Annotated in this window: 17 protein-coding genes, 1 tRNA gene and 2 pseudogenes; 15 read left to right on the top strand and 5 right to left on the bottom strand. The window is 65.7% G+C overall.

Translation table 11 applies throughout. From position 1 onward, the window contains the following. Nucleotides 1-14 precede the first annotated feature (14 nt). Nucleotides 15-977, top strand: coding sequence for a tetratricopeptide repeat protein (locus BBSC_RS01585; RefSeq protein WP_033517983.1), 963 nt, complete (start codon nucleotides 15-17; stop codon nucleotides 975-977). A 109-nt stretch (nucleotides 978-1086) separates the two neighbouring features. Here the strand turns inward: BBSC_RS01585 and BBSC_RS01590 are convergent, their stop codons facing one another. Next, entirely contained in the window at nucleotides 1087-1713 is a 627-nt protein-coding gene (locus tag BBSC_RS01590) for a hypothetical protein (RefSeq protein ID WP_033517985.1), read from the bottom strand. A 117-nt stretch (nucleotides 1714-1830) separates the two neighbouring features. On the opposite strand from BBSC_RS01590, the gene BBSC_RS01595 reads away from it, so the two are divergent. From BBSC_RS01595 to BBSC_RS01605, 3 genes are all read left to right on the top strand, one after another. Beyond that, a tRNA-Arg gene (locus tag BBSC_RS01595) sits at nucleotides 1831-1903 on the top strand. 355 nt (nucleotides 1904-2258) lie between these two features. Continuing rightward, complete coding sequence (locus BBSC_RS01600; RefSeq protein ID WP_033517987.1) at nucleotides 2259-4007, top strand: hypothetical protein; 1749 nt, start codon at nucleotides 2259-2261, stop codon at nucleotides 4005-4007. Nucleotides 4008-4036: 29 nt separating this feature from the next. Next, entirely contained in the window at nucleotides 4037-4615 is a 579-nt protein-coding gene (locus BBSC_RS01605) for a hypothetical protein (protein WP_051923227.1), read from the top strand. Here BBSC_RS01605 and BBSC_RS01610 read toward each other — a convergent pair. Together BBSC_RS01610 and BBSC_RS01615 are read right to left on the bottom strand one after the other, a co-directional pair. After that, nucleotides 4549-5757, bottom strand: a complete 1209-nt coding sequence (locus BBSC_RS01610) for an aminotransferase class V-fold PLP-dependent enzyme (RefSeq protein ID WP_033517989.1) — start codon at nucleotides 5755-5757, stop codon at nucleotides 4549-4551. The genes BBSC_RS01605 and BBSC_RS01610 overlap by 67 nt on opposite strands. 336 nt (nucleotides 5758-6093) lie before the next feature. Continuing rightward, a complete protein-coding gene (locus tag BBSC_RS01615; RefSeq protein WP_033517991.1) occupies nucleotides 6094-7728 on the bottom strand; it encodes a peptide ABC transporter substrate-binding protein in 1635 nt (544 codons plus the stop codon). A gap of 183 nt (nucleotides 7729-7911) precedes the next feature. Here BBSC_RS01615 and BBSC_RS01620 point away from each other — a divergent pair, with 183 nt between their 5' ends. From BBSC_RS01620 to BBSC_RS01640, 5 genes are all read left to right on the top strand, one after another. Further along, nucleotides 7912-9417: a Sapep family Mn(2+)-dependent dipeptidase gene (locus tag BBSC_RS01620; protein ID WP_033517993.1), complete on the top strand. Its 1506-nt coding sequence runs from the start codon at nucleotides 7912-7914 to the stop codon at nucleotides 9415-9417. Between the two features lie 171 nt (nucleotides 9418-9588). After that, nucleotides 9589-9978, top strand: a complete 390-nt coding sequence (locus BBSC_RS01625; RefSeq protein ID WP_033517994.1) for a Rid family detoxifying hydrolase — start codon at nucleotides 9589-9591, stop codon at nucleotides 9976-9978. 504 nt (nucleotides 9979-10482) lie between these two features. Beyond that, nucleotides 10483-11511 (top strand): glycerophosphodiester phosphodiesterase family protein, encoded by a 1029-nt coding sequence (locus tag BBSC_RS01630; protein ID WP_051923226.1) that lies wholly within the window; start codon nucleotides 10483-10485, stop codon nucleotides 11509-11511. A gap of 83 nt (nucleotides 11512-11594) precedes the next feature. Beyond that, nucleotides 11595-13391 carry an arginine--tRNA ligase gene (argS, locus tag BBSC_RS01635; protein ID WP_033517996.1) on the top strand — a complete coding sequence of 599 codons (1797 nt, stop codon included), beginning with the start codon at nucleotides 11595-11597 and terminating at the stop codon, nucleotides 13389-13391. A 308-nt stretch (nucleotides 13392-13699) separates the two neighbouring features. Further along, the gene (locus BBSC_RS01640) at nucleotides 13700-15370 is read left to right on the top strand and encodes a diaminopimelate decarboxylase family protein (RefSeq protein WP_033517997.1); all 1671 of its coding nucleotides are present in this window, start codon (nucleotides 13700-13702) and stop codon (nucleotides 15368-15370) included. Nucleotides 15371-15994: 624 nt separating this feature from the next. On the opposite strand, the gene BBSC_RS01645 is transcribed toward BBSC_RS01640, so the two are convergent. Together BBSC_RS01645 and nagE are read right to left on the bottom strand one after the other, a co-directional pair. Then, nucleotides 15995-16504: a PTS sugar transporter subunit IIA gene (locus BBSC_RS01645; RefSeq protein WP_033517999.1), complete on the bottom strand. Its 510-nt coding sequence runs from the start codon at nucleotides 16502-16504 to the stop codon at nucleotides 15995-15997. Then, entirely contained in the window at nucleotides 16501-18042 is a 1542-nt protein-coding gene (gene nagE / locus BBSC_RS01650; protein ID WP_033518001.1) for an N-acetylglucosamine-specific PTS transporter subunit IIBC, read from the bottom strand. Before nagE ends, BBSC_RS01645 begins: the two co-directional genes overlap by 4 nt. Nucleotides 18043-18409: 367 nt before the next feature. Between nagE and BBSC_RS01655 the strand changes: the two genes are divergently transcribed. From BBSC_RS01655 to BBSC_RS01670, 6 genes and pseudogenes are all read left to right on the top strand, one after another. Further along, entirely contained in the window at nucleotides 18410-19729 is a 1320-nt protein-coding gene (locus BBSC_RS01655; protein WP_306558653.1) for a homoserine dehydrogenase, read from the top strand. Nucleotides 19730-19766: 37 nt separating this feature from the next. Further along, nucleotides 19767-20765 carry a homoserine kinase gene (gene thrB, locus BBSC_RS01660; protein WP_033518005.1) on the top strand — a complete coding sequence of 333 codons (999 nt, stop codon included), beginning with the start codon at nucleotides 19767-19769 and terminating at the stop codon, nucleotides 20763-20765. A 209-nt stretch (nucleotides 20766-20974) separates the two neighbouring features. After that, nucleotides 20975-21127, top strand: coding sequence for a hypothetical protein (locus BBSC_RS13855; protein ID WP_156102378.1), 153 nt, complete (start codon nucleotides 20975-20977; stop codon nucleotides 21125-21127). A gap of 59 nt (nucleotides 21128-21186) precedes the next feature. Further along, nucleotides 21187-21478: pseudogene (locus BBSC_RS14450) on the top strand (Maf family protein); the annotation flags it as partial. Nucleotides 21479-21537: 59 nt separating this feature from the next. Beyond that, nucleotides 21538-22644: pseudogene (locus BBSC_RS01665) on the top strand (Maf family protein); the annotation flags it as partial. A gap of 340 nt (nucleotides 22645-22984) precedes the next feature. Next, the gene (locus BBSC_RS01670; RefSeq protein ID WP_033518008.1) at nucleotides 22985-23782 is read left to right on the top strand and encodes an SDR family NAD(P)-dependent oxidoreductase; all 798 of its coding nucleotides are present in this window, start codon (nucleotides 22985-22987) and stop codon (nucleotides 23780-23782) included. Nucleotides 23783-23788 lie beyond the last annotated feature (6 nt).

Raw genomic sequence — 23788 nt, forward strand, 5'->3', positions numbered from 1 at the left:
TCATGGAGGGCAATATGGCGGATCAGCAGTTCCATCCGGGAGTTTCGCTGGCGGGCGCGGTCGACCTGGAGGCGTTGAAGCATCAGGTGAAGGCCGAACCCGGTCAGACGGGCGGCGCCCCGGCCGCCGGCGGCTACGTGATCGACGTCACCGAGAACACCTTCCAGGCGATGGTCACCACCTCGGCCACGTTCCCGATCGTCTTGCTGCTGTGGGTGCCCACCGATGACCGGCTGTTCGCCATGGCACGCGCGCTCGGCGATGCGGTCAACAAGCTCAACGGCCAGATTCAGCTGGCCCGCATCGACATCGCCGAGAACCCCTCCATCGCGCAGGCGTTCCAGGTGCAGGGCGCGCCGGCGCTGTTCGCGCTGATCGGCGGGCGCCCGATGCCGATCCTGCAGGGGCTGCCGTCCGACGACGAGCTGCAGCAGATCACGGATACGGTCGTTCCCAAGCTCATCACCATGGCGCAGCAGGCCGGTGTGACCGGCACGGCGCCGTATTCCGGCGATCCCGATGCCGCCGGCGACGATGGGGCGAAGGCCCAGCCGGAATCGCAGGTTCCGCCCGAGCACATGGAGGCCCATCAGCTGGCCCAGGCCGGCGACTACGCCGGTGCCGCCGTGGCGTACGGCAAGGTGCTGGAATCCGATCCGAACGATGCGTTGGCGGCCCGTGAACGGGCCAAGGCGCTGCTGCTGGCCCGCTCCGCCACCGCGGATGTGCGTGAGGTGCGCGCCGCAGCCGCGGCTCATCCCGACGACGTTGAGGCGCAGCTGGCCGTCGCTGATGTCGATATGATCGGCGGGCAGATCGCCGATGCGTTCGACCGCCTGCTTGATTATCTCTCCGCTGGCCATCGCGCCGATCTGGAGCCGGTGCGCAAGCGCCTGCTGGAGTACTTCGCGATTCCCGAGCCGAGCGATGAGCGCCTCAAGCGCGCCCGCCGCCGCCTCGCCACGCTGATGTACTGATAATCGGTGAATATCGGATCGATTGTTCCTTCCACTGGGCGGGCGGTTCTTCGGGACTGCCCGCCCAGTGTGCGAATATGCGTGTTTATGTGCCTAAGAAATGCGGGGCTTAGGCCATGCGGTTGCGGCCGAAATACTGCTGGAAGCGGGGGCCTTCCGCGGCCAGTTCCCGCTCGAATTCGTCCCGCCATGCGCTGAAGGGCGTTGCGGCAAGGCCGTCGTTGCTGAACCGCGCCTGATCGGTGATCTCGGTCACGCAGAACGACGGGATCGACAGGTTGGTGACCGGGCCGGAACGCTCCGCCTCGGCCACGACCAGCGGCGCGTTCTTGCCGCCGAAGACGTCGATGCTCCATCCGTCTTCGTTCAGCCATACGGAGAAGCGGTTCTTGACGATCGATGACCCGCCTCGCCTGACGAGTTCCGTAGCGATATGCGGGTCGATCTCGCGTTCGGCCTCGTACCGCGTGCCGCCGACGGAAGGCCCCTTGACCGTGACGAAGGCTTCGGTAAAGCGTTCCAGATGGCGGTCAAGCACCTCGATCGGGTCGGTGTCGCCGGTCATCTCCAAGCGGATCTTATGGGCCTGCAGCCGTATGCGAAGGGCGTAGTTGTCGGCATGCACATAGTAGCTTTGCACGATCAGCGTCGGCGCGTCGCCGTCGTCGAGCTCCTGTGGCATGGCCCGGCAGAAGAATCGGCGTTCGTACTCGAAATCGTTCATATTCTCGCCCATAACACCAGTCTAGACGCGCCAAGGCGTGTTGTGCCCGGTTTTGGACATGATGTGCGCCACTATATGGTGTCGATGCACGCGTATGTCATACGGGCGTGTAAAGTAGTGGCGTGGCTCGGGTTCGTAGCTCAGCGGATAGAGCGTTCGCCTCCGGAGCGAAAGGTCGAGGGTTCGAATCCCTTCGAGCCCACAGGTAATGAGGCGGGATTCCTTGGAATCCCGCCTCATTTTTGTTTTTTCCGGCACTGGTGTGGCAGTGGCCTCGATGAATGCCGGCTCTCCTCGCTGAGGAAGCATCGCCGCAGGCGTCGGATTGTTTTGAGGGGTGTTTTCGGGGCTATTCGGTTGTGCGATGCGAGATTGACAGGGGAGTGGTGTTTCTCGGCAAACATGCGGTTCCTGGCATGGTGGGGTCGGTGAAAACACCCTTGCTTCGGGGGTATGTTGTCGAATGGATGCGGCTACGTTGTGGTTCAAGGATTGAAAGCGAGATGGTCCCGTTCATCGATGGCGGGGCCGGAGAGGCTGGGGTGCGATGATGTTGCATGGTTCGCGTAAAACCGCTCCGGGGGGGGGGTATCGCTTATCGCTTCGTTGCGGTGACCGCCGCCTTGGCGAGCATCGGTCTGCTGGTTCCGTTGATGTTCGCGGGGCCGTCCGTGCCGGCGTATGCCGAGGAGAGCACTGCCGGTGGAACGTCCGCCGCAACGACCGTCGAGACTGAGGCTCCGAAGGGATCGGGTAATTCCGAGCAGGTCAAGGCCGGCTCGGAATCCGCGGATTCGGCGGCGCCGTCGCCGTCGACTCCTGCGCAGAACGACGCCGCGTCACAGGCACAGGGAAGCGAGACCGGCAGTGGAACCGGTTCCGGAGAACAAGCTGATAACGCCCCGGCTGCCGATGCTGCCGCTGCGGGCGACAAGGGCTCGATCACGGTATCGTGGACGAGCGCGAAGGACGGCACCACCCAGCAGCTGGACGACAAGGGCGTAAACCAGATCACGCCGACGCAATACGACAGGATGAGTCAACTGGCGAATGACAAGACGACCGTATCGTCGGCGTATGCGGTCACCGTGCCGACGGTGCAGGAGGGGTATCCTGCCGGTTCGGTCAAGATCAGGATTCCGAAGTACCTGTTCGGCTACCAGCACGACGGTAAGCAGATCGGTACGACCAGCATCCCGATTCCGGATTGCCCGACTCCCCAACAGAGCACGGGCCTGTGCAAGCAGGATGATCCCGACGATTCCAAGAGCTGGATCGTGACGAACCCGCAGACCTTGGACACGAGTAAGAGCAACGGCAAATACACGATCAACGTGGACTACTCGTACACTGGCAGGACGGACTACTGGTCGATTCCAAACGGCTCAACCCCATCGCTCACGCCTACCTTGGAGATCGTGCGTGACGGTCAGACGAGCAAGGTCGAGGGCAATACCGCGTCGGCCAAGTGGAACACGTCGGTCACATTGCAATCCGGCGAGAAGGCGTACAAAGATAATACCGGCACATGGAATCCGGCATGGGGAACCCAGCCGGCTGATGTCAAGGACGGCGAATGGTTCCACACCACATGGCTGCTAAGTTCTACGTATAAGACGAATGGCCATCCGTTTGATTTTACATTCACTGACACGCCGCAGAATGACGGCAAGATCGTGGCTGCGAGCGGAGTATTTCAAAAAACATTTGTCAGCGACAGTGAGTGTAGTTCATACATGTATCCGGGGAATAGCAGCCTGAATGTCTCCGAGGCTGATCTGCAAGACGCCAATCTTTATGAATGCATCGTCGTCGCTTATCCCGTTCCGACGGAGAACGAGAAGACGTTCCATAACAACATGACCGCGATTTTGACACCCACGGGCGAAGAGCCGCAAACCAAGCCGGATTCCAAGGAATTTCCTTATCGCAAGCCCGTTTGGCAAGCCCCCGCAGGAGATATGTACAGCTTGCGCAAGGGTGGTAACCCTTCCGGTTCCGGCGATTTCGACCGGTTGAAGAATGGCAAGGATACTGGCATCCAGTCGTATGCGGTTGGTTCCTATGCATCTCCGTACCGTAATGATCAGAATTATGCGGATCATTCGTATACGTCGAATCTGGTCGACGACTTGGTGTCGTTGGAGGACACGCTGCTGGGTGATGGTGACTACGAGTTCACCGGGTATCAGTTCGGCAACATGACACTCACCGACGTGGTTCCGGATTATGCCACTGGAGGATGGGTTGATTGTTGGTTGTACGTGCTTCCGGTGATGAGGGCGGGGTGCGCGGATGTCGCGTGATGACTTGGTTGTGCGTGTGGGGGTGCTAGGTGCGTAGGTTCAGCGAGCAGGAGATCCGGTATCTCAAGGGGCTGCCGGCCGTGGAGAACGCGACGGAGTCGCGGATCGTATACTCGGACCGATTCAAGGACGAATGCCTGCGGCAATGGCGCGCCGGCGAATCCGTGACCAAGGTGTTCCGCGCGGCGGGCTTGCCACCTGAACTGGTGGGGTACAAGCGCATCGAGCGCGCGATCAGCCGGTGGCGCGGCAGCGAGGAACGCATCCGCCGGCAGGCGCATGCGAGCGGAAGTAGGTCGGATGCGTCCGCCGCTCCGTTCGGGGGAGCGGACCCGGCTGCGATGGCGCCCGAAGCGGCGAGCTGGAATGCGGATGCCGTTTCGGATGCTCTCACGGGGAGGATGACGCCCGGTTTCGACGTGCGCGACATCCTCATCGTCCAGCAGATCCGGCGCATCGCCGAGCTCGAGCAGCAGGTCGACGCCCTCAGGGTCGCCATCAGCGCTCGCCGCAATACGGCGCCGAGCACCGCCGCCCCGGATCAGGCGGCCGACTTGCCGGCCAGCTCTACCAGCGCGGGGACGACCCGGTCGATGAAGCGCAGGTAGTCGTCGGCGGTGTTGTAGAGGTACGCCGACAGGCGCAGGTAGCCGACGCCCTCGAAGCTGGTGAAGGTGGCTTCGAATCCCAGCTGCTCGATGACGAACCGGCGCACGCGCGCCGCATCGTCGTCGTTGCGCACCACGCCGTCGGGCAGGCGCACCAGGCGCATCGCCGGCGCCGGGTGGGCGAGGTGCTCGACGTGGTCCTTGCCGTCGACCTCGGCGAAAGCCTGCGCGATCTGCTCCTGCGCCCAGTCGGCGAGCGTGTTGGCGTACGCGCGGATGCGGTCCCAGCCCAGCTCACGGTCCAGATAGGAGAGCGTGTACGGGGCGCACAGCCATGCCGTGTAGTCACCGGTTCCCTGCTCGTCGAAGCGGTCCGGGTAGGGCAGGTTGCGGCCCCACGAGTCGATGAGCGGGTACAGCTCGTCGGCGTGTTCGGGAGCGGCGGCCAGTACGGCGGTCGCACGCGGGTTGCAGACGAATTTGTGCAGATTGCCGGTCCAGTAGTCCGCGCCGAGCGCCATCGGATCGCCGGGGATCAGGCCGGGGGCGTGCGCGCCGTCCACCAGCGTGCGGATGCCGCGGTCGCGTGCGGCCTTTACCATGCGGGCGACCGGGAAGAGCATGGCGGTGGCGGAGGTGATCTCGTCGACGATGACCAGCTTCGTGCGCTCGTTCATGCCCGCCGTGAAGGCGTTGACGATCGTGTCGTCGTCCGCGTCGATGGGGATGTGCACGCGGTGCAGCGTGCCGCCGTTGCGCAGCACATGGCGTTCCGCGCCCATGACCACCGCGCCGTAGCCCATGTCGGACACGAGGATCTCATCGCCGGGCTGCAGGCGCAGCGAGTCGCACACGACGGTCGCGCCGGCGGACGCATTCGGCACGAACGCCATGGCGTCGCGGTCGATGCCCAGCAGATCGGCGGTGTCGAGGCGCGCCTGGCGCAGCATGTCGGGCAGCTCCTGGAACCACTGGCAGGGCGCCTGTTCCATGCGGGTGCGCAGCCGCTGCTGGTGGTCGAGCACGGCGGCGGGAACCGCGCCGTACGATCCGTGGTTGATATGCGGCATGCCCTCGGTGAGCGACCAGAGGTTGCACGCCGGGGTGCCGGTGACGGTGAGCAGTGGAGCAGGGGTGGTCATTGTTGCCTTTCCGTTGGTGGTGAGTGGATGATGATGAGCGGGTGAGCTGAGCCTATATGATACGCATCGTAGTGGCCAGTGCCGTACATGGTTGATTGGTTGATCCTCCCGCTGGCGGGAGGTGGCGCGTAGCGCCGGAGGGTGGTCGGATGTCTAGCGTTGCAGCGTTTCGACCACCCTCAGTCGGCTTTGCCGACAGCCCCCGCCAGCGGGGCAGGCACTTGATCATTTACGGAACGGACCAGTAGATCGTGCCCGGCGGCGCATAGCGAAGCGGCACCCTCGTGTCGGAGGATGCCGCTTCGCTATGGAGCGCTATGCCCGGAGGCCGGGGCGTCACTGCTTGGTGATGAAGGAGAGCACCGGGTTGCCGCCCCAGTTGAACTCGACGCCCTTGAGGTCCTTGGTCGTGACGCCCAGGGCGTTCACGTTGTAGATCGGGATCGACGGCAGGTCGCGCAGCAGCACCTCTTCGGCTTGCTGGTAGATCGAGTTCGCCTCGTCCGTGGAGGACGCGGCGGCCGCCTTGTCCAGCAGCGAGTCGAATTCCGTGCTGCGGTACTTGTCGAAGTTCGATCCGCTGTCGGCGGCCGAGGACGAGTAGATCGGCTTGAGGTAGTTCTCCAGCGACGGGTAGTCCGGGCCCCAGTTGTCGTTGTACGCGGTGTTGAGCGTGCCGTCGCTCAGCGCGGTCAGGTACTCCTGCTTGGTGGGCATGCCGCTCGCCTTCGCATCGATGCCCAGCGTGTTCTTGAGCTGGTTGGCCACCGCCTCGTAGGTTTCCTTGAGGCTGGCGCCGTCGGCGTTGTAGGTGATGGTGAAGTCACCGTCCCACGGGGAGATCTTGTCGGCCTCGGCCCACAGCTTCTTCGCCTCCTCGGCGTTGTGCTTGAGCACGTCGCTGCCCTTGAGCGAGTCGGAGAAGCCGTTGATGGTGGGCGAGGAGAACTCCTGCGAGGGGCTGGCCAAGCCGTTCATGATCTTCTTGCACAGCGTCTCGCGGTCGATCGCCATGGAGATGGCCTTGCGGCGCAGCGTGCCCTCCTCGCCGGAGAAGTGCTTCAGATCCGTGGGGATGCCGAGCGCGATGCGGTTCGGGCCGGCCTTGCTGTAGGCATTGACGGTCTTGTCGGTCAGCAGGTTCTTCAGCGCGGTGGCCGGGACGGTGTTGGTGACGTCGAGGTTGCCGCCCTGCACGTCGGCGTACTGCGCCTTCGGGTCGGTGTAGATCTTGTAGGTCACGCCGTCGTTCTTGGCCTTGTAATAGCCCTTGTAGTAGGGGTTCGGCACCACTTCGATGCTCTGGTTGTGGCTCCACGACTTGAACTTGTACGGGCCGTTGCCCACCGGCTTCTCGCCGTAGCCCTTCGGGTCCTTGTAGAAGCCCTCGGGCAGCGGGTCGAAGCCCATATAGGCGAGCATGGTCGGGAAGACCGAATACGGCGCGTTGAGCGTGACGGTGAAGTGCGTGTCGTCCGTGACCTTCAGGCCGGAGAGCTGCTCGTCGCCCTTGAGCCCGTCCTTCTGCAGGTCGTCGTATCCGGCGATCACCGACATGAAGGTGGCGTTCTTCTGCGCGTTCTTCGCGTTGGCGGTGTAGCTCCACGCCTTGGTGAAGCTCTCCGAGGTCACGGGCGTGCCGTCCGAGAACTTCCAGCCGTCCTGCAGCGTGATGTCGAACACGGTGCTGTCCGCGTTCGCCTTGATCTCCTTGGCGACCTCGTTGATCAGCGTGCCGTCCGGCTTGGTGGCGACCAGGCCGGTGAACAGCATGCCGTTGACCACCATGGAGCCGTTCGATTCGTTGGTGTTGCCGGGAACCAGCGGGTTCTGCGGCTCGCCGATGCCGAAGGTGATGACGTTGCTGTCGGTGCCGCCCGTGGTGGCGGTGCCTGAGCCGGCCCCGCAGCCGGAGACCAGCGTGATGACGGCGACGGCGGCAGCCGCCGATGCCAATAGCCTGCTTTTCATGGGTTGTCCCCCCCTATCTTCTTGGTTCCCCGCCGAGGCGGTTGATCGAATGGTAGGGTCAGGATCGCCATGATCGTGTAAATGCCGTGTTTCGGCTGTGTGTACGCGCGATGGATGGTGGCCGCTAGGCTGGATTCTGACAAGGAAATGTGGAAGCACACATGCTGAACCAAGGAGTCTCACATGTTGAACAATGACGAGCAACGGCTCAAGGAAACGGCCCTTGACTGGTTCGACGCGCACGAGGGGGAGTACAAGCGCGATCTCATGCGATGGGTGTCCATCCCGTCCGTGTCCGACGACTCCGCCGGCGTGCCGGGAGCCCCGTACGGCAAGGGCGTCGCCGATATGTTCGAGGAGATCGCCGCCACCGCCGCCGGGTACGGCTTCGTCTCGACCAACCACGAGGGCTACGCGATGTCGGTGTACGCGACCGAGGACGACAAGCGGTCCGACCGCGACATCGCCATCCTGTCCCACGCCGACGTGGTGCCGGCCGGTCCGGGCTGGCTGTCCGACCCGTTCGAGCCGTACGAGCGCGACGGCTACATCGTCGGCCGCGGCGTGCACGACGACAAGGCGATGTGCGTGCTCGCCGTGTTCGTCATGCGGTTCCTGCGCGACCAGGGCATCTGCCTGAACCATGCGTTGCGGCTCATGTACGGCGGCGCGGAGGAGACCGGCCTGCACGATATGGAGCATTACGTCGACGCCCATGGCGCGCCGTATCGCACGCTCGTCACCGACTGCGGGTTCCCGGTCAACTACGCGCAGAAGGGCGAGATCGGCTTCGACTGCGCGCTGCCGCTGCCCGCCTCCATCGAGTCGATCAGCGCCGGCGTGGCGCCGAACGCGGTGCCCGGCGAGGCGTTCATGGTCTGGCATGGCGATGCGCAGGCGGTCGCTGGCCTGCTGGCGTCCGGCACCGACGAGGGCGGGTCCTTCGAGGTCGAGCCGTTGAGTGGCGGCCGCGCGCGCATCAAGGCGATCGGCCGCTCGGGGCACGGCGCGGTGCCGCAGCTCGCGCTGAGCGCCCTGCACGTACTGGCGTCGACGCTCGGCTCCGACGCCGCTGCCGGTGTGGTGGACGACGAGACGCGGGCGTTCTTCGCCGGACTCGACGGCTGGATCGTGCCGCCCTTCGGTAACGGTTTCGGCTTCGCCTTCGAGGACGAGGACACCGGCAAGACGACCAGCAATCTCGGCATCGCGTCCACCGAGGACGGCGAGCTGCGGCTGACCTTCGACATCCGCTACGCCGTCACCCAGAACGCGGACGACATCATGGGCGTCATCGAGCGCACGGTGGCCGCCGCCGGCGGGCGCATGCTGGACCACACCGTCGACGCGCCGTACTACGTACCCAAGGACAGCTGGGAGGTGACGGTGCTGACCGAGGCGTACGACGACGTGACCGGCATCCCCGCCGAGCCGTTCTCCACCGGCGGCGGCACGCACGCGCGCGTGGTGCCCAATTCGATCAACTTCGGCCCGGGATTCCCGGAGGATCCCGCCTCGATCGCCGCGCTGAGAGAGGCCGGCGTGATCGCGCCGCAGCCGACCTTCGTCAAGAACGGCGGGGCGCACGGGGCGAACGAGTGCATGTCGGTCAAGGACTTCCGCAACGCGTTCCCGATCTTCGTCATCGGGCTGCTGCGCTACGACGCCGCGCTGGCCGAGCGCGAGTAGACGGCGGTCGGCGCGCATCGGGCGCGGTGTTCTTCTGTTGGGATGCGCGCGGGGTGAGCGGCCGGCCGAGACTACTATTGGAAAGCGGGCGCGAGAGCGGTGCAGGTCGCGCCGAACGGCATATGCGGGTACGCATATGCGAACATAGGCAGGTCTTCAGGAGGACAAGCTATGAGCGAGAAAATGGAAGAAGTCGCAACGTCGCAGGCTCCCGCGGCACTGGGCGCTTACAGCCAGGCCGTGAAGGCGAACGGTTTCGTGTTCGTGTCCGGCCAGCTGGGCATCGACCCGGCCACCGGCGAGCTGGCCGGCGAGACCGCTGGCGAGCAGGCCGCGCAGGCGCTGAAGAACATCAAGCAGATTCTTGACGCGGCCGGCACCGGCATCGAGCACGTCGTGCGCGCCACCATCTACATGAAGAACGTCGAGGACTTCAAGGAGGTCGACGCCCGCTACGCCGAGGTGTTCATCGGCTCCGTCAAGCCCGCCCGCGTGGCCTTCGGCGGCAACGACATCCCCAAGGGCGCGCTGGTCGAGATCGACGCCATCGCGGCGCTGTGACGGCCGCCGCCGCGGCGGCGTTGAGGTAGCTAGCGCAGTCAGTGGTGTGTCGCGTACATAACAAAGTGGTTCACGCCCCCGCTGGCGGGGGCTGTCGGCGCGAGCCGACTGGGGGTGGTCGAAAACAGCGCAGAGCTAAGCATTCGACCACCCTCCGGCGCTGCGCGCCACCTCCCGCCAGCGGGAGGGTCAATCAGTTAGTCGTGTACGGACATGCTACGAGATTCCCCTTTTAGCGGGAAACCAGAGCTGATCCGCATGTTCTCCCCTCAGGAAGGGAAGCCGGATTGGCTTGGGGTGCTTTTGTCATGTGCCGGCGCTCGGTGAATCGACCGGGCTCCGGCACATGTGCATATATGGCTACATGTATCGCGCACGACCGGTATTCCGTGGCATAGTTGGGGGCGTGGCATGACGGGTATCGGCCGTTGGCGTCGCCTGCTCCGTGCCATGGAGTCGTGGATCCAGGGGGGCCGTCGGAACCGCAGGGAACGGAGGTGCGCAATGCGCGTCCATGCATGGGGGCCGAGGCGCGGAGCGCCGGTGCTCGCGGTGGTCATCGCGGTCGTGTGCGCCGTCATCGTCTGCAATCTGGCCGCCGTCGCCCAGCGCGCGGTATCCGGGATGCGGTCGGTTCCGCCGCTGCACGCGCCGATCGTCATCGCCCATCGCGGCGACGCGGACGCCCCGGAGAATTCCCTGCGGGCCATTCGCGACGCCGGGTTCCACCATGCCGATTACGCCGAAATCGACGTGAGGCTGACCTCGGACGGGGTCCCCGTCGTCTTTCATGACCGGTACACCGGCCGTCTTTCCGCCGCGGGCCGCAATCTCAAGGTGTCGAAGCTGACGCTGGAACGGCTGCGGTCCATGCCTATGCGCCAGCGCGGCGTCGAGTTCCGCGTGCCGACATTGCACCAGGCGTTGGCCGAGGCGAATCGCAGCGACAACGGGCTCGGGCTGCTGCTCGACATCAAGACCGACGACCGCCATGCCGATACGGTGGCCGGCGCGGTGATCCGGGTGATCGACCGCGCGCCGTACGACCACCTCCTGATGGTGATGTCGCTGAGCAGGCGTGCCGTACGCATCTTCAAGCAGCGCCGGCCGCACTGGCAGGTCGGGCTGTGCGCCAGCGGGCGTCCCTCGCTGATCGGCTGGGGTTTCGGCAAGATGCCCGGCGGCGGTGCCGGCAAGCGTCGCCTTGCGCCGGAACGGCATCGAAACGGGCGATTGGACTCCGGCGTAACCGCCCATGGTGGCGGGGCCGGAGGCGCGAACGGCGATGATAATGGTCGGCCGGATCTGGCGATGGATTTCGTCGTGCTGCGCGGCAAGGAGATCACGAACGGCTTTCTGAAGGTGGCCCATGCGCGCGGCGTTCCCGTGTATGCGGGTGCGGTGAACGATTATCGGACCGCATCCGAGCTGCTGCGCCACGGCGTCAGCGGTTTTCTGGGCAACGCCACTGCGCGGCTGCGCGAGGCGATCGCCGACTACGATTACGACGAGCGATCCGCGGTGGTCGGCTGATCGGCTGACCGGCCGGCGATCGTATCGCGATCGCGGGGAGCGCGCGGGCCGTGGCTGTCGGCGCGCCCGGTAGACTTGGAAGAATGAGTCCTGAAGCCCTGAGCGAACTGATTTCGCAAATTGCACATGAACTGGTTGCAGCCGGAAAGGCCGGCAACCTGACCGATGATCTGATCCCGCCCGTCGAGAAGCTGACCGTGATGCGCCCGAAGGATCGCGCGCACGGCGACTGGGCCTCGAATATCGCCATGCAGCTGGCCAAGAAGGCCGGTATGAAGCCCCACGACCTCGCCGAGCTGTTCGCCGCGGCGCTCGCCGGCGCCGAAGGCGTCAAGTCGGTGGAGGTGGCCGGCCCCGGGTTCATCAACATCACGCTCGATTCCGCGTCGGCCGCCGCCGTGATCGACCAGGTGCTCGAAGGGGGCACCGCGTTCGGCAAGAACGATCATCTGGGTGGCAAGACCCTGAACCTGGAGTTCGTCTCCGCCAATCCGACCGGCCCGATCCACATCGGCGGCACGCGCTGGGCGGCCGTCGGCGATTCGATGGCCCGCGTGCTCGAGGCGAACGGCGCCAAGGTCGTGCGCGAATACTACTTCAACGACCATGGCGAGCAGATCAACCGCTTCGCCAAGTCGCTGGTCGCCGCCGCGCACGGCGAGGAGACGCCGATCGACGGATACAAGGGCAAGTACATCAATGAGATCGCCGACCGCGTGATCGCCGAGGCCGAGGCCGACGGCGTGGACGTGCTGGCGATGCCGCGCGTCGACGGCGGGCTCGACAAGGACGGCAACCCGCTCGGCGAGGGCGATTCCGAGCAGCGCGAGGAATTCCGCAAGCGCGCCGTGCCGATGATGTTCGACGAGATCCAGAAGTCGATGAAGGACTTCCGCGTCCGCTTCGACGTGTGGTTCCACGAGAACAGCCTGTATCAGGACGGCGAGGTCGCCAAGGCGATCGAGGAGCTGCGCTCCCGCGGCGACATCTACGAGAAGGACGGCGCCACCTGGTTCGAATCGACCAAGCATGGCGACGACAAGGACCGCGTCATCATCAAGTCGAACGGCGAATTCGCCTATTTCGCCGCCGACATCGCCTACTACTGGAACAAGCGCCACCGCGAGGCCGACCCGGCCGACGTGGCGATCTACATGCTCGGCGCCGACCACCACGGCTATATCGGCCGCATGATGGCCATGTGCGCCGCGTTCGGCGACGAGCCGGGCGTGAACATGCAGATCCTCATCGGCCAGATGGTCAACGTGATGAAGGACGGCAAGGCCGTGCGCATGTCCAAGCGCGCCGGCAACGTCGTGACCATCGACGACCTGACCGAGGCCATCGGCGTGGACGCGGCCCGCTACTCGCTGGCCCGCACCGACTACAACTCGCCGGTCGACATCGATCTGAACCTGCTCGCCTCGCACTCCAACGAGAACCCGGTGTACTACGTGCAGTACGCGCACGCGCGTTCCTGCAACGTGGACCGCAACGCTCAGGCGGCCGGCGTGACCTACGAGGGCGCCGACGCGAGCCTGCTCGACACCGAGGCCGACGGCGAGGTGCTCGCCGCGCTGGCCCAGTGGCCGGCGACGCTGACCCTGGCCGGCGACCAGCGGGCGCCGCATCGCGTGGCGCATTATCTGGAGGATCTCGCCGCCGCGTACCACAAGTGGTACAACGTGGAGCGCGTGGTTCCGATGGCCCTGACCGAGCCCGAGGAACGGCTGGACGATGCCGCGCGCGAGGCCGTGCGCATCGCCAAGAATCCGGAGCCGGCCCGTGCCGCGGCGCGACTGAAGCTCAACGACGCGGTCCGCACGGTGATCGAGTCCGGACTGGATCTGCTCGGCGTGACCGCGCCGGACAAGATGTGACGGATCGCGGTATTCCGCGTCATCGATTCGCCGACAATGTCCGGCTCCCCTCGCTGAGGGGCACTGGCCGCGAAGCGGTCTGAGGGGAGCATCGCCGCGGGTGCTTGGTGTCAAGCCGGTTCGCATGTTCTCCCCCTCAGTCGTCTGCGCCGACAGCTCCCCTCAACGAGGGGAGCCGGACATGGCGGACGAATCGATGGCGCAGGGTGCCGGCAAATCGCGGTTGACGGATCGCGGTTGTAGGTTGTGAGGCTCCCTTCTTGGCCGCTGCTGGCGGCCGGAGGGAACCAAGGATTAAGGATACGATTATGGCCATTACCCCCATCTGGCCCGAAGCCACGGGCATCGACGAGAACGGCGAGCTCACCTTCCACGGGCGCACGGCGGCGTCGCTGCTCGACGAGTTCGGTTCGCCGCTGTATGTGATCGACACCGACGAGGTGGCGGGGCGCGCCCGTCATTTCGTGCGGGCGGCGGCCGAGGCGTTCAGCAATTCGACCACGCATGTGAGTTTCGCGGGCAAGGCGTTCCTGTCCAAGGAAATCGTGCGGATCGTCACCGGCGCCGGCATGCTGGTCGACACCTGCTCGATGGGGGAGATCCGCATCGCGCTGGCGGCCGGCGTTCCCGGGCGCCGTCTCGTACTGCACGGCAACAACAAGTCCGACGAGGAGATCGCGCTGGCGATCGAGCAGGGCTTCGCCAAGATCGTGGTCGATTCTCCCGACGAGCCGGCGCGCATCGCCGCGATCGCGCAGCGGCTCGGCAAGCGCGCCAGGGTGATGCTGCGCGTGACCTCCGGCATCCACGCGGGCGGGCACGAGTACGTTTCCACCGCGCATGAGGATCAGAAGTTCGGCGTGCCGCTGCTGCCGGCCGGCGCCGATGCCGCGGTGCTGGACGTGCTCGCCGATTTGGCCGGCGTGACCCCTGCCGGGGCGAATGCGCGCGTGGCCGCTGCCGGTGTCGGTGCGGTGGCTGCGGCGTCTGCGGTTGCGGTGGCTGCGGCGGGTGCGGCCTCGGATGATGCGGCTGCGGAGTCGTCCGGCGCCGCGGCGAATCTGCATGAGGGGCGCGAACTGCACCACAATGTGCGTTATCCCTACGATCTCGACCGCTCCGAGGTCTCCGAAACCGACCGCGCGCTCGCCGCGGCGATGGAGGCTGTGGCGGACGGTCCGGCGCTCGCCGTGCTCAAGGACATCTACGCGCGCCAGGACGTGCTCGAACTCGTCGGCGTCCACTCGCATATCGGATCGAACATCCATGATGCGGATGCATTCATCCAAGCCGCCCGCCGCATGATGCTGCTGCGCAAGACCTTCTACGCGACCGACGCCTACACGCTGCCCGAGGTCGATCTTGGCGGAGGATATTCCGTGGCGTACACGGACGGCGAGGATTCGATGGACATCGACGTCGAGCTGCGCCGCCTGGCCGATGCGGTCACCGGCATCAACCGCGCCCTCGGCATGCCTGCGCCGGCGATCTCCTTCGAACCGGGGCGCTGGATCGTGGCTCCGGCCGGCGTGACGCTGTACCGCGTCGGCACGATCAAGCCCGTGCACCTGAGCGGCGGCGACCATGCCGCGACCGACAAGACCGGCAACCCGATCAGCGAGCGCGTCTATGTGTCCGTCGACGGCGGCATGAGCGACAACATCCGCCCGGCGCTCTATGGCGCGGATTACACGGTGCGCCTCGCCAACCGCCATGGCAGCGACGGCACGATGCTGGTGCGCGTGGTCGGCATGCACTGCGAGTCCGGCGACATCATCGTGCATGAGGACCGGCTGCCCGCCGATCTTCGACGCGGCGACATCCTGGCCGTGCCGGTGACCGGCGCCTATGGGCGCACGATGGCGAGCAACTACAACCAGGCGCTGATCCCCGCCGTGGTGGCCGTGTCCGAGTCCGGCGCGCACGTCATGCTGCGGCGCCAGACCATCGACGACCTGCTCGATCTGGATCTCGGCTGATCGGGCGGATCGCTTTGCGCTTCGTTATGCGGCCCCGCTTTGAGCGGGGTCGTTTTTCTATAGGCGGGGTGTATTGCCCCGCTGGGGATGCTTGCGTGGGGCGATGCCATGAGTGGGTAGAAGCGATGCTGCGCTTCGGAACCGCGCGCGTGGTTGTTTCTTCTACGGTGTAGGTGCGTCGCCCCGCTGAGCAGGGTGTGGGTGGGGTGCTAGCGCGAGAGGCTAGGCGCTGTGCTTCTTTGGAGGTTTTGTGCGTGGTTGTTCTTCTATGGTGTAGGTGCGTCGCCCCGCTGGGCAGGGTGTGGGTGGGGTGCTAGCGCGAGAGGCTAGGCGCTGTGCTTCTTTGGAGGTTTTGTGCGTGGTTGTTCTTCTGCGGTGTAGGTGTGTCGCCCCGCTGAGCACGGTCTTGGCGAAGCGGAGCGGTGAGTGGGTAGAAGCGGTGCTCCTCTTTGAAACCGTGCGTGTGGTTGTTTTTCTATGGTGTAGGCGTTGCACTCCTCTGGAAGCTCTTGCGCGCGATATAGCCAAGGCGTAGCGGCAATAAAAAATCTCCCGCCCGAAGGCGGGAGATCGGTGGCGCATGCGATCGTCGACGATCGCCGACGATCGCTTACGACGCGGCGCTTACTTGGCGGTGACCGTACCGACCGGTGCTCCGGTGGTGACGGCGCCCGTGGCGGTGATGCGCAGATCGCTGATCGCCGTGGGGTTGGTGAAGACCACGATCACGTCGGTCGGCTTGCCGGCCGCCTTGATGGCCGCCCAATCCACGTCGACGAGCGGGGCGCCCGCGGCGATGGACTGGCCTTCGGCCACCTGCATCGTGAAGGGCTCGCCCTTCAGCTGCACGGTGTCGACGCCGATGTGCACCAGCACCTCGATGCCGGCGGCGGTGGTGATGCCGACCGCATGCTTGGCCTGGGCCACGGTGGTCACCTTGCCGGCGACCGGCGAGACGATGCGCGCCGAGGAGGGAACCACGGCGAAGCCGTCGCCGAGGATCTTCGCGGCGACGGTCTCATCGGGAACCTCGGCGATCGCCTTGATCGCGCCATCGGCTGGCGCGAGGATCGTCTCGGTCGCGGCGGGGGCGGCCGGAGCCGGCGTGGGAGCGGCAGCGGGAGCTGCCGTCACGCTTTTGGGGCCGCACCACCTCCGGCGACCGCCCCGGACGCGATGTCGTTCATCGCGTCGGCCACGGCCTGCACCTGCGTGCCGACGATGACCTGGACGTTTTTCTTGTCGAGCACCTTGACGCCCGGCACGCCGGTGCGCTTGATCGCCTCGACGTCAACCTTCGAGGAGTCGACGACACCCATGCGCAGACGGGTGATGCAGTTCTCGATCTCGGTGACGTTGGACTTGCCGCCGAGCGCCGCGTACAGCGCCGAGGCCATGTCGACGTACTTGTCGCCGGAGGCGGTGGTGGCGGTGTCGGTCGCGGCGGAGGAGGCGTCCTCATCGGTGCTGTCGCCGCGGCCCGGGGTCTTCAGGTTGAACTTCTTGATCATGAAGTCGAACACGAAGTAGTAGATGACCGCGAAGACCACGCCTTGCACAAGCAGCATCCATGGCATATGCGCCTGCGGCACCTTCAGCGACAGGAACCAGTCGATGAAGCCTGCGGAGAAGTTGAATCCGGCGATCCATTGGAACGCCGCGGCGATGAACACCGAGATGGCGGTGAGCACCGCGTGCACGACGTACAGCGGGAAGGCGGCGAACATGAAGGAGAACTCCAGCGGCTCGGTCACGCCGGTGAGGAAGGCGGCGAGGCCGCCGGCCAGCATCAGGGAGCCGACCGTCTTGCGGTTCTCGGGCTTGGCGTTGCGGTAAATCGCGAACGCGCCGGCCGGCAGGCCGAACATCATGATCGGGAAGAAGCCGGCCTGGTAGATGCCGGTGACGTAGGTGCCGAACGGGTGGAAGCCGCCGGTTGCCTGCACGGCGCCTTGTCCGGACCAGAACTTGGTGATGTCGTCGATGCCGGCGAGGTTGAACCAGAACACGTTGTTCAGCGCGTGGTGCAGACCGGTCGGGATGAGCAGGCGGTTGAAGAACGCGTAGATGCCCGCGCCGACGGCGCCGAGGCCCATGATGGACTCGCCGAACCAGACCAGCGCGCCGTAGACGGCCGGCCAGATGAACAGCAGGAGCAGCGAGACGAGCGACATGATCGCGGCCGTCAGGATCGGCACGCAACGGCGTCCGGAGAAGAACGCCAGGAAGTCCGGCAGTTTGGTTTTACCGAACTTGTTGTAGAGCGCGCCGGCGATGCAGCCGACCAAGATGCCGAAGAACACGTTCTTGTTGCCGATGGCGCCGGGCGCGAACGCCGGGTGCTCGGTGGCGATCTTTTCGGCGTCGAAGCCGAGGAACATGGATGCGGAGCCCATGATCGTGGTGATGGTCAGGAAGCCGACCAGGCCGGACAGCGCGGAGGCGCCGTCCTTGTCGCGGGCCATGCCGATGGCGACGCCGACGGCGAACAGCAGACCCAGATTGTCGAGGATCGCCGAGCCGGTTTTGACCAGATACGCGGAAACTACGTTGTTACCGCCCCAGGCACTCGGATCGATCCAGTAACCAAAGCCCAGAAACAGTGCCGCGGCAGGCAAGCACGCAACGGGCAGCATAAGAGCGCGGCCAAGGCGCTGGATATATGCTTTCATTCCAACCTCCCTCTGAGGAAAAGGCGACGTCAAAAACTACTACGTTGCTTTCTTGTTGATATATGTGACACAGCTTCCGCCATTGGCACCGGAATCACACAACTTGTCAGCACAACGCCGCTTCAGAACACACCATACTTCAGCTTCGACGCGCGCGGCAAATATTTCGTTAAGTATCTTTACATGGATGCCGTGCGCCACATGCATGCTTGCGGCGCTTAGCGCTACGGGGTTGGGGCCTTCGGCGCCGCGGCCCGGGGGCGCGCAAATTCGTTATGGAACTTTCGCCGCGGCGTGTCGGATTCATTCCGTAGGATGGTGAAGGACTTGTGATCGCCGCCGACCGGCGGTGACACCCAATGAAAGGATGCTTGTGGCACAGTTGAACCAAGAGCCCATCCGCGTCGGACTGCTGGGCGCGGGAACCGTCGGATCGCAGACCGCACGCCTGCTGGTGGAGCAGAAGGACGAACTCGCGGCCCGCATCGGCCGTCCGATCGAGCTGGCCGGCGTGGCCTGCCTCGATCCGGATGAGGTGAACTTCCCGTGGATCGACAAGTCGCTGCTGACCACCGACACGATGTCCGTCGCGACCAACGCCGACATCGTCGTCGAGCTGATCGGCGGCACCACCGTGGCCCGCACCTTCGTCATGGCCGCGATCGAATCCGGCGCGTCCGTCGTCACCGCGAACAAGGCGCTGCTGGCCAAGTACGGCCCTGAGATCTACGCCGCGGCCGACACCAAGGGCGTCGACATCTACTTCGAGGCCGCGGTCGGCGGCGCGATCCCGTTCCTGCTGCCGCTGCGCGAGTCGCTGGCCGGCGACAAGGTGACGAGCATGCTCGGCATCGTCAACGGCACCACCAACTACATCCTCGACGAGATGACCACCAAGGGCCTGCAGTTCGACGACGTGCTCAAGGACGCCCAGGCCAAGGGCTACGCCGAGGCCGACCCGACCGGCGACATCGAGGGCTACGACGCCGCGAACAAGGCTGCGATCATGGCCACGCTCGGCTTCCACACCAACGTGACGATCGACGACGTGAGCGTCGAGGGCATCACGCGCATCACCGCCGACGACATCGCCGCCGCCACCGCGGAGAACAAGGTCATCAAGCTGCTGGCCGTCGTCGAGAACGGCGAGGCCGGCGTGTCCGCGCGCGTCTACCCGGCGCTGATCAGCAACACGCATCCGCTCGCCTCCGTGCACGGCTCGTTCAACGCCGTGTTCGTCAAGGCCGAGGCCGCCGACGATCTCATGTTCTACGGCCGCGGCGCCGGCGGCGCCCCGACCGCCTCCGCCGTCGTCGGCGACGTGGTCGCCGAGGCCCGCCACATCGCGCGCGGCTGCACCGGCCCGACCATCCCGATGTACAAGGACCTGCCGAAGGCGCCGATCAACGCGAGCAAGGCCGCGTTCGCGGTGCGCTTCCTGATCCATGACAAGCCGGGCGTGCTGGCCGCGATCGCCAAGGAATTCGCCGATCACGGCGTCTCCATCAACGGCGTGAACCAGGATCTGAAGCCCACGCTCAGCGACCCGGGCTACGACGGCGAGATCCAGCAGCTGCGCCTGGTCACCCACCTGACCGACGAGGTGACGCTGCGCGAGACCGTGCACGCCGTCTGCCAGCTCGACTGCGTGACCGGCGAGCCGTCGATCCTGCGCGTGATGGACTGAGGCAAACTGAGGCAATACGGGACCGAGGTAATACAAGATGGAACCGATCTGCAAGCAGGTCAAAGTACGCGTGCCGGCCACCAGCGCCAATCTGGGCTCGGGTTTCGACACGGTGGGCCTTGCGCTCGACTATCACGATGAGCTCACCTTCACGATGTGCGCCGATCCGTCGAACCGGGCCGCGCAGGTGCTGATCCACGGCGAGGGCGAGGACACGCTGCCCCGCGACGAGACGCATCTGGTGGTCTCGACCTTCCGCCGCGCCTGCCAGACCTTCGGTTTGGGGCGTTTCGGGTTCATTCTTGAGGCGCGCAACAACATCCCGCAGGCCCGCGGCATGGGGTCGTCCGCTGAGGCGATCGTCGCCGGCATCGCGGCCGCCGCCGCGTTCGCCCACGACGACGAGCTCGACCGCGATCCGGTGTTCGAGCTCGCCGCCGCGATCGAGGGGCATCCCGACAATGTGGCGCCGGCCGTCTACGGCGGCATGACCGCCTCGTGGAACCTCGACACGGCCGAAGGCGTCGGCTCGATCCCGATTCCGGGCGGCGAGCCGCTGCACAGCGGCTTCCACACCGTCAAGTACCGGGTCGACCCGCAGATCCACGCCTCCGTGTTCGTGCCCGACTATGAGCTGTCCACGGAGGAGGCGCGCGAGGCGCTGCCCGGGGCCGTCACCTACCGCGACGCGGTGTTCAACGTGTCGCGCGTGGCGCTGATGGCCGCCGCGATGAACCCCGGCGCGCTCGCCTCCGCGTCCGACCCGAACGCGCTGCTGTTCACCGCCACGCAGGACAAGCTGCACCAGCCGTACCGCAAGAACCTCATGCATCCGTCGTGGGACCTGATCCAGGCGCTGCGCTCCCGCGGCTACGCGGCGGCCGTTTCCGGCGCCGGCCCGTGCGTGCTGGTGCTGCACTACGGCGACGCGGCGACGTCCATCGAGCAGGTGGTCTCCGAGCAGCTCGCCTCCGGCCACTGGAAGGTGCTGCACCTGCCGGTCGACACGCAGGGCGTGCAGATCGAGCGCAAGTAGCGTCCCGTTTTTTTCCGACAGCCTCCTTCGGGAGGCTGTCGCCGTATGTGGGGCGTCTCCGGCAGTCGCGGTGTGAGTTGCGGTGTGCCTGATTGGCGATCTGAGGGGCGAAATGGGCTGGTTGCAGACGTCTTTCGGCGATCTGAGGGGCAGTATCATCGCCATACCGAGCCGCAATAACAGCAATCCCTTGCAGTGAGGCCTCGAGCATGGTCGTGGCAGGCTTGGCGGTTGCCCCTCAGATCGCCGAAAGACGTCTGCAGAAGGCGTATTTTGCCCCTCAGATCGCCAAAACGCTGCAATGCGGAGGGATTATTGCTGGCGGTATCGGCGGGGATTCGGCCATGGCGTTCGCACCGTGATGCGGTAGCATGGCTGTAGCGTGCCGAGTGGGGGCAGCCAGAGCAAAGTGAGGCCAATAATGTCCATTCCGCTGATTCTTGCGTCCAAATCGAAACCACGCCGCGACGTGCTGTACGCGGCCGGCATCTGCCCGACCATCCGCGTCTCGCACGTCGACGAGCCGGCCGCGCTCGAGCGCGCCGCCGCCGAGGCGGGCGTCGGCGTCGATGACCTGAGCATCGAGCAGCGGGTGATGATCCTCGCCGAGGCCAAGGCCCAGGCCGTGCATCAGGCGTACCGTGACGTGGCCGACGCCGCCTTGGCGGCGACAGGCGAGCGGGTGATCGCCTATCCGCTGCGTGCCGCGGAATTCGCCGAATCCGAATCCGCTGGCGCCGATGACGGGGCGGCGCCCTCGCCGGCCGTCACGGCCTCGGCGCCGATCGACTATTCAAAGGCCACCATCGCCACAACCCGGGACTTCTCCGGCGTGGACATACCGACCGTCACCGAGCCGATCTCCAACGTGGTCGCCATGCAGCCGGGCCTGACAAGGTCCGAGGTCGGCCCGCTGATCGTCGGCTGCGACTCCATGTTCCTCATGGACGGCGAGTGCTACGGCAAGCCGCACAGCGCCGAGGTGGCGCGCGAGCGGCTGCGGCGCATGCGCGGCAACAGCGGCGAGCTGTGGACCGGCCACTGCGTGATCGATTTCGCGACCGGGCGCGTGGAGCGCGGGGCGAGCCGCGCCACGATCCATTTCTGCGACTACTCCGACCGGGACATCGAGCGGTACATCGCCACGGGCGAACCGTTGGAGGTGGCCGGATCGTTCACCCTTGAGGGCTTCGGCGGCGCGTTCATCGACGGCATCGAAGGCGATCCGCACGGCATCATCGGCATCAGCCTGCCGCTGCTGCGCCGGCTGACGGCACGTCTTGGCGTGCAGTGGCCGGACCTGTGGAACATGCTGCGCGGCGAATCCGAACCGGACGGCAAAACCGGCCCGGCCGGCATCGTGCCTCCCGAGGAGAACGTGCACCAGCCCGGCGACGGCTGGATCGACTGTGCGTGCGGCCGCAAGCATTGGGGCATCAACGGGGCGTCCGGCGTGCTGCTGGCCCGGCGCGACCCGGCAAGCGGCGAGGTGACGCATGTGGTCATGCAGCACCGGGCCGTGTGGAGTGCCGAGGGCGGCACCTGGGGCATCCCCGGCGGCGCCAGCGCGGACGGCGAAAGCCCCATCGAGGGCGCGCTGCGCGAGTCCTATGAAGAGGCGAACATCACGCCGGAGGACATCGAGGTGGTGGGCACCTACCGCGAGGACCACGGCCCGTGGGCGTACACCACCGTCTTCGCGTTCGAGAAGCCGGGGCACAAGGTGACCCCGCGCGCCAACGACGACGAAAGCATGGAGATCGAGTGGGTGCCGATCGACGAGGTGCCCGACCGCAAGCTGCTGACCGCGATGAAGGCCGACTGGCCCCGTTTCGCCGCGCGTCTGCGCGCCCTCGCCGCCGAGCGGCGCGGCGAGTAGCCGGAGAGCCGGAGGCGTTCCGTCGATATCCTGCGTCGTTAATCCGTAGTAATTTTGGCTCCCCTCTCTGAGGGGAGCTGGCAGCGAAGCGGTCTGAGGGGAGCATTCCCGCGAACACCTGAATCAAGCCGATTCGCATGCTCTCCCCTCAGTCGGCTATGCCGACAGCTCCCCTCATGGAGGGGAGCCGGATATAGTTCGACGAACTTATGATGGGGGGCCGGGCTCCGGCTCCGGCTCATGCGCCCGCATCGCGGGATCGTGTTCTCTATGTGGGATGTTGCGACGCCTGCGGCGAATTAGGTATAGGATTCCGCAGCGGCAAGGCAAAGGAGATGCCATGACCAGCAACACCTATCATTTCGAAGACAAAGTCGTTATCGTCACCGGCGGGGGCACCGGCATCGGGCGCGCGGTCACGCGGGCGTTTCTCGACAACGGCGCCACCGTCGTGGCCGTAGGCCGCAGGCAGGAGCCGCTCGACGAGACCGTGGCCGGATACGAGCGCGGGCATACGCACATCACCGACGTGTCCAACCACGAGCAGGTCGCCGAGCTGGTGCGCTCGGTGGTGGACCGGTTCGGTCACCTCGACGTGGTGGTGTCCAACGCCGGCATCTTCGAGGGCGGCGAGATCGAGAACGTGTCCGACGACGTCTGGCACAAGCTGTTCTCCGTGAACCTCGACGGCCTGTTCTACCTGACCAAGGAAGCGCTGCCGTACCTGATCGAATCCCACGGCAACATCGTGGTGGACACCTCCGTCTCGGGCCTGCGCGGCGATTGGGGCCAGACCGCCTACAATTCCACCAAGCACGCGATGAACGGGTTCGTGCGCTGCGTGGCGCTCGACTACGGCGCCAAGGGCGTGCGCGTCAACGCCTTCGCCCCGGGCTTCATCGAAACCGACATCAACAAGGAGGTCTGGAGCGATCCCGAGCGCGTCAAGCCGTATCTCGACCGCGTGGCGCTCGGGCGCACCGGCCGCGCCGAGGACTGCGCCGGAGTCGCCCTGTTCCTCGCCTCGGACGATGCCGCCTATCTCACCGGTCTGGTCGTGCCCGTCGACGGCGGCACCACGGCGGCCACCGGTCAGGGACGCAACTCCTACGAGAACGACACCCGCTCGGTGCTCTGATCCGCT

The sequence above is a fragment of the Bifidobacterium scardovii JCM 12489 = DSM 13734 genome (assembly GCF_001042635.1).
Classification (GTDB): domain Bacteria; phylum Actinomycetota; class Actinomycetes; order Actinomycetales; family Bifidobacteriaceae; genus Bifidobacterium; species Bifidobacterium scardovii.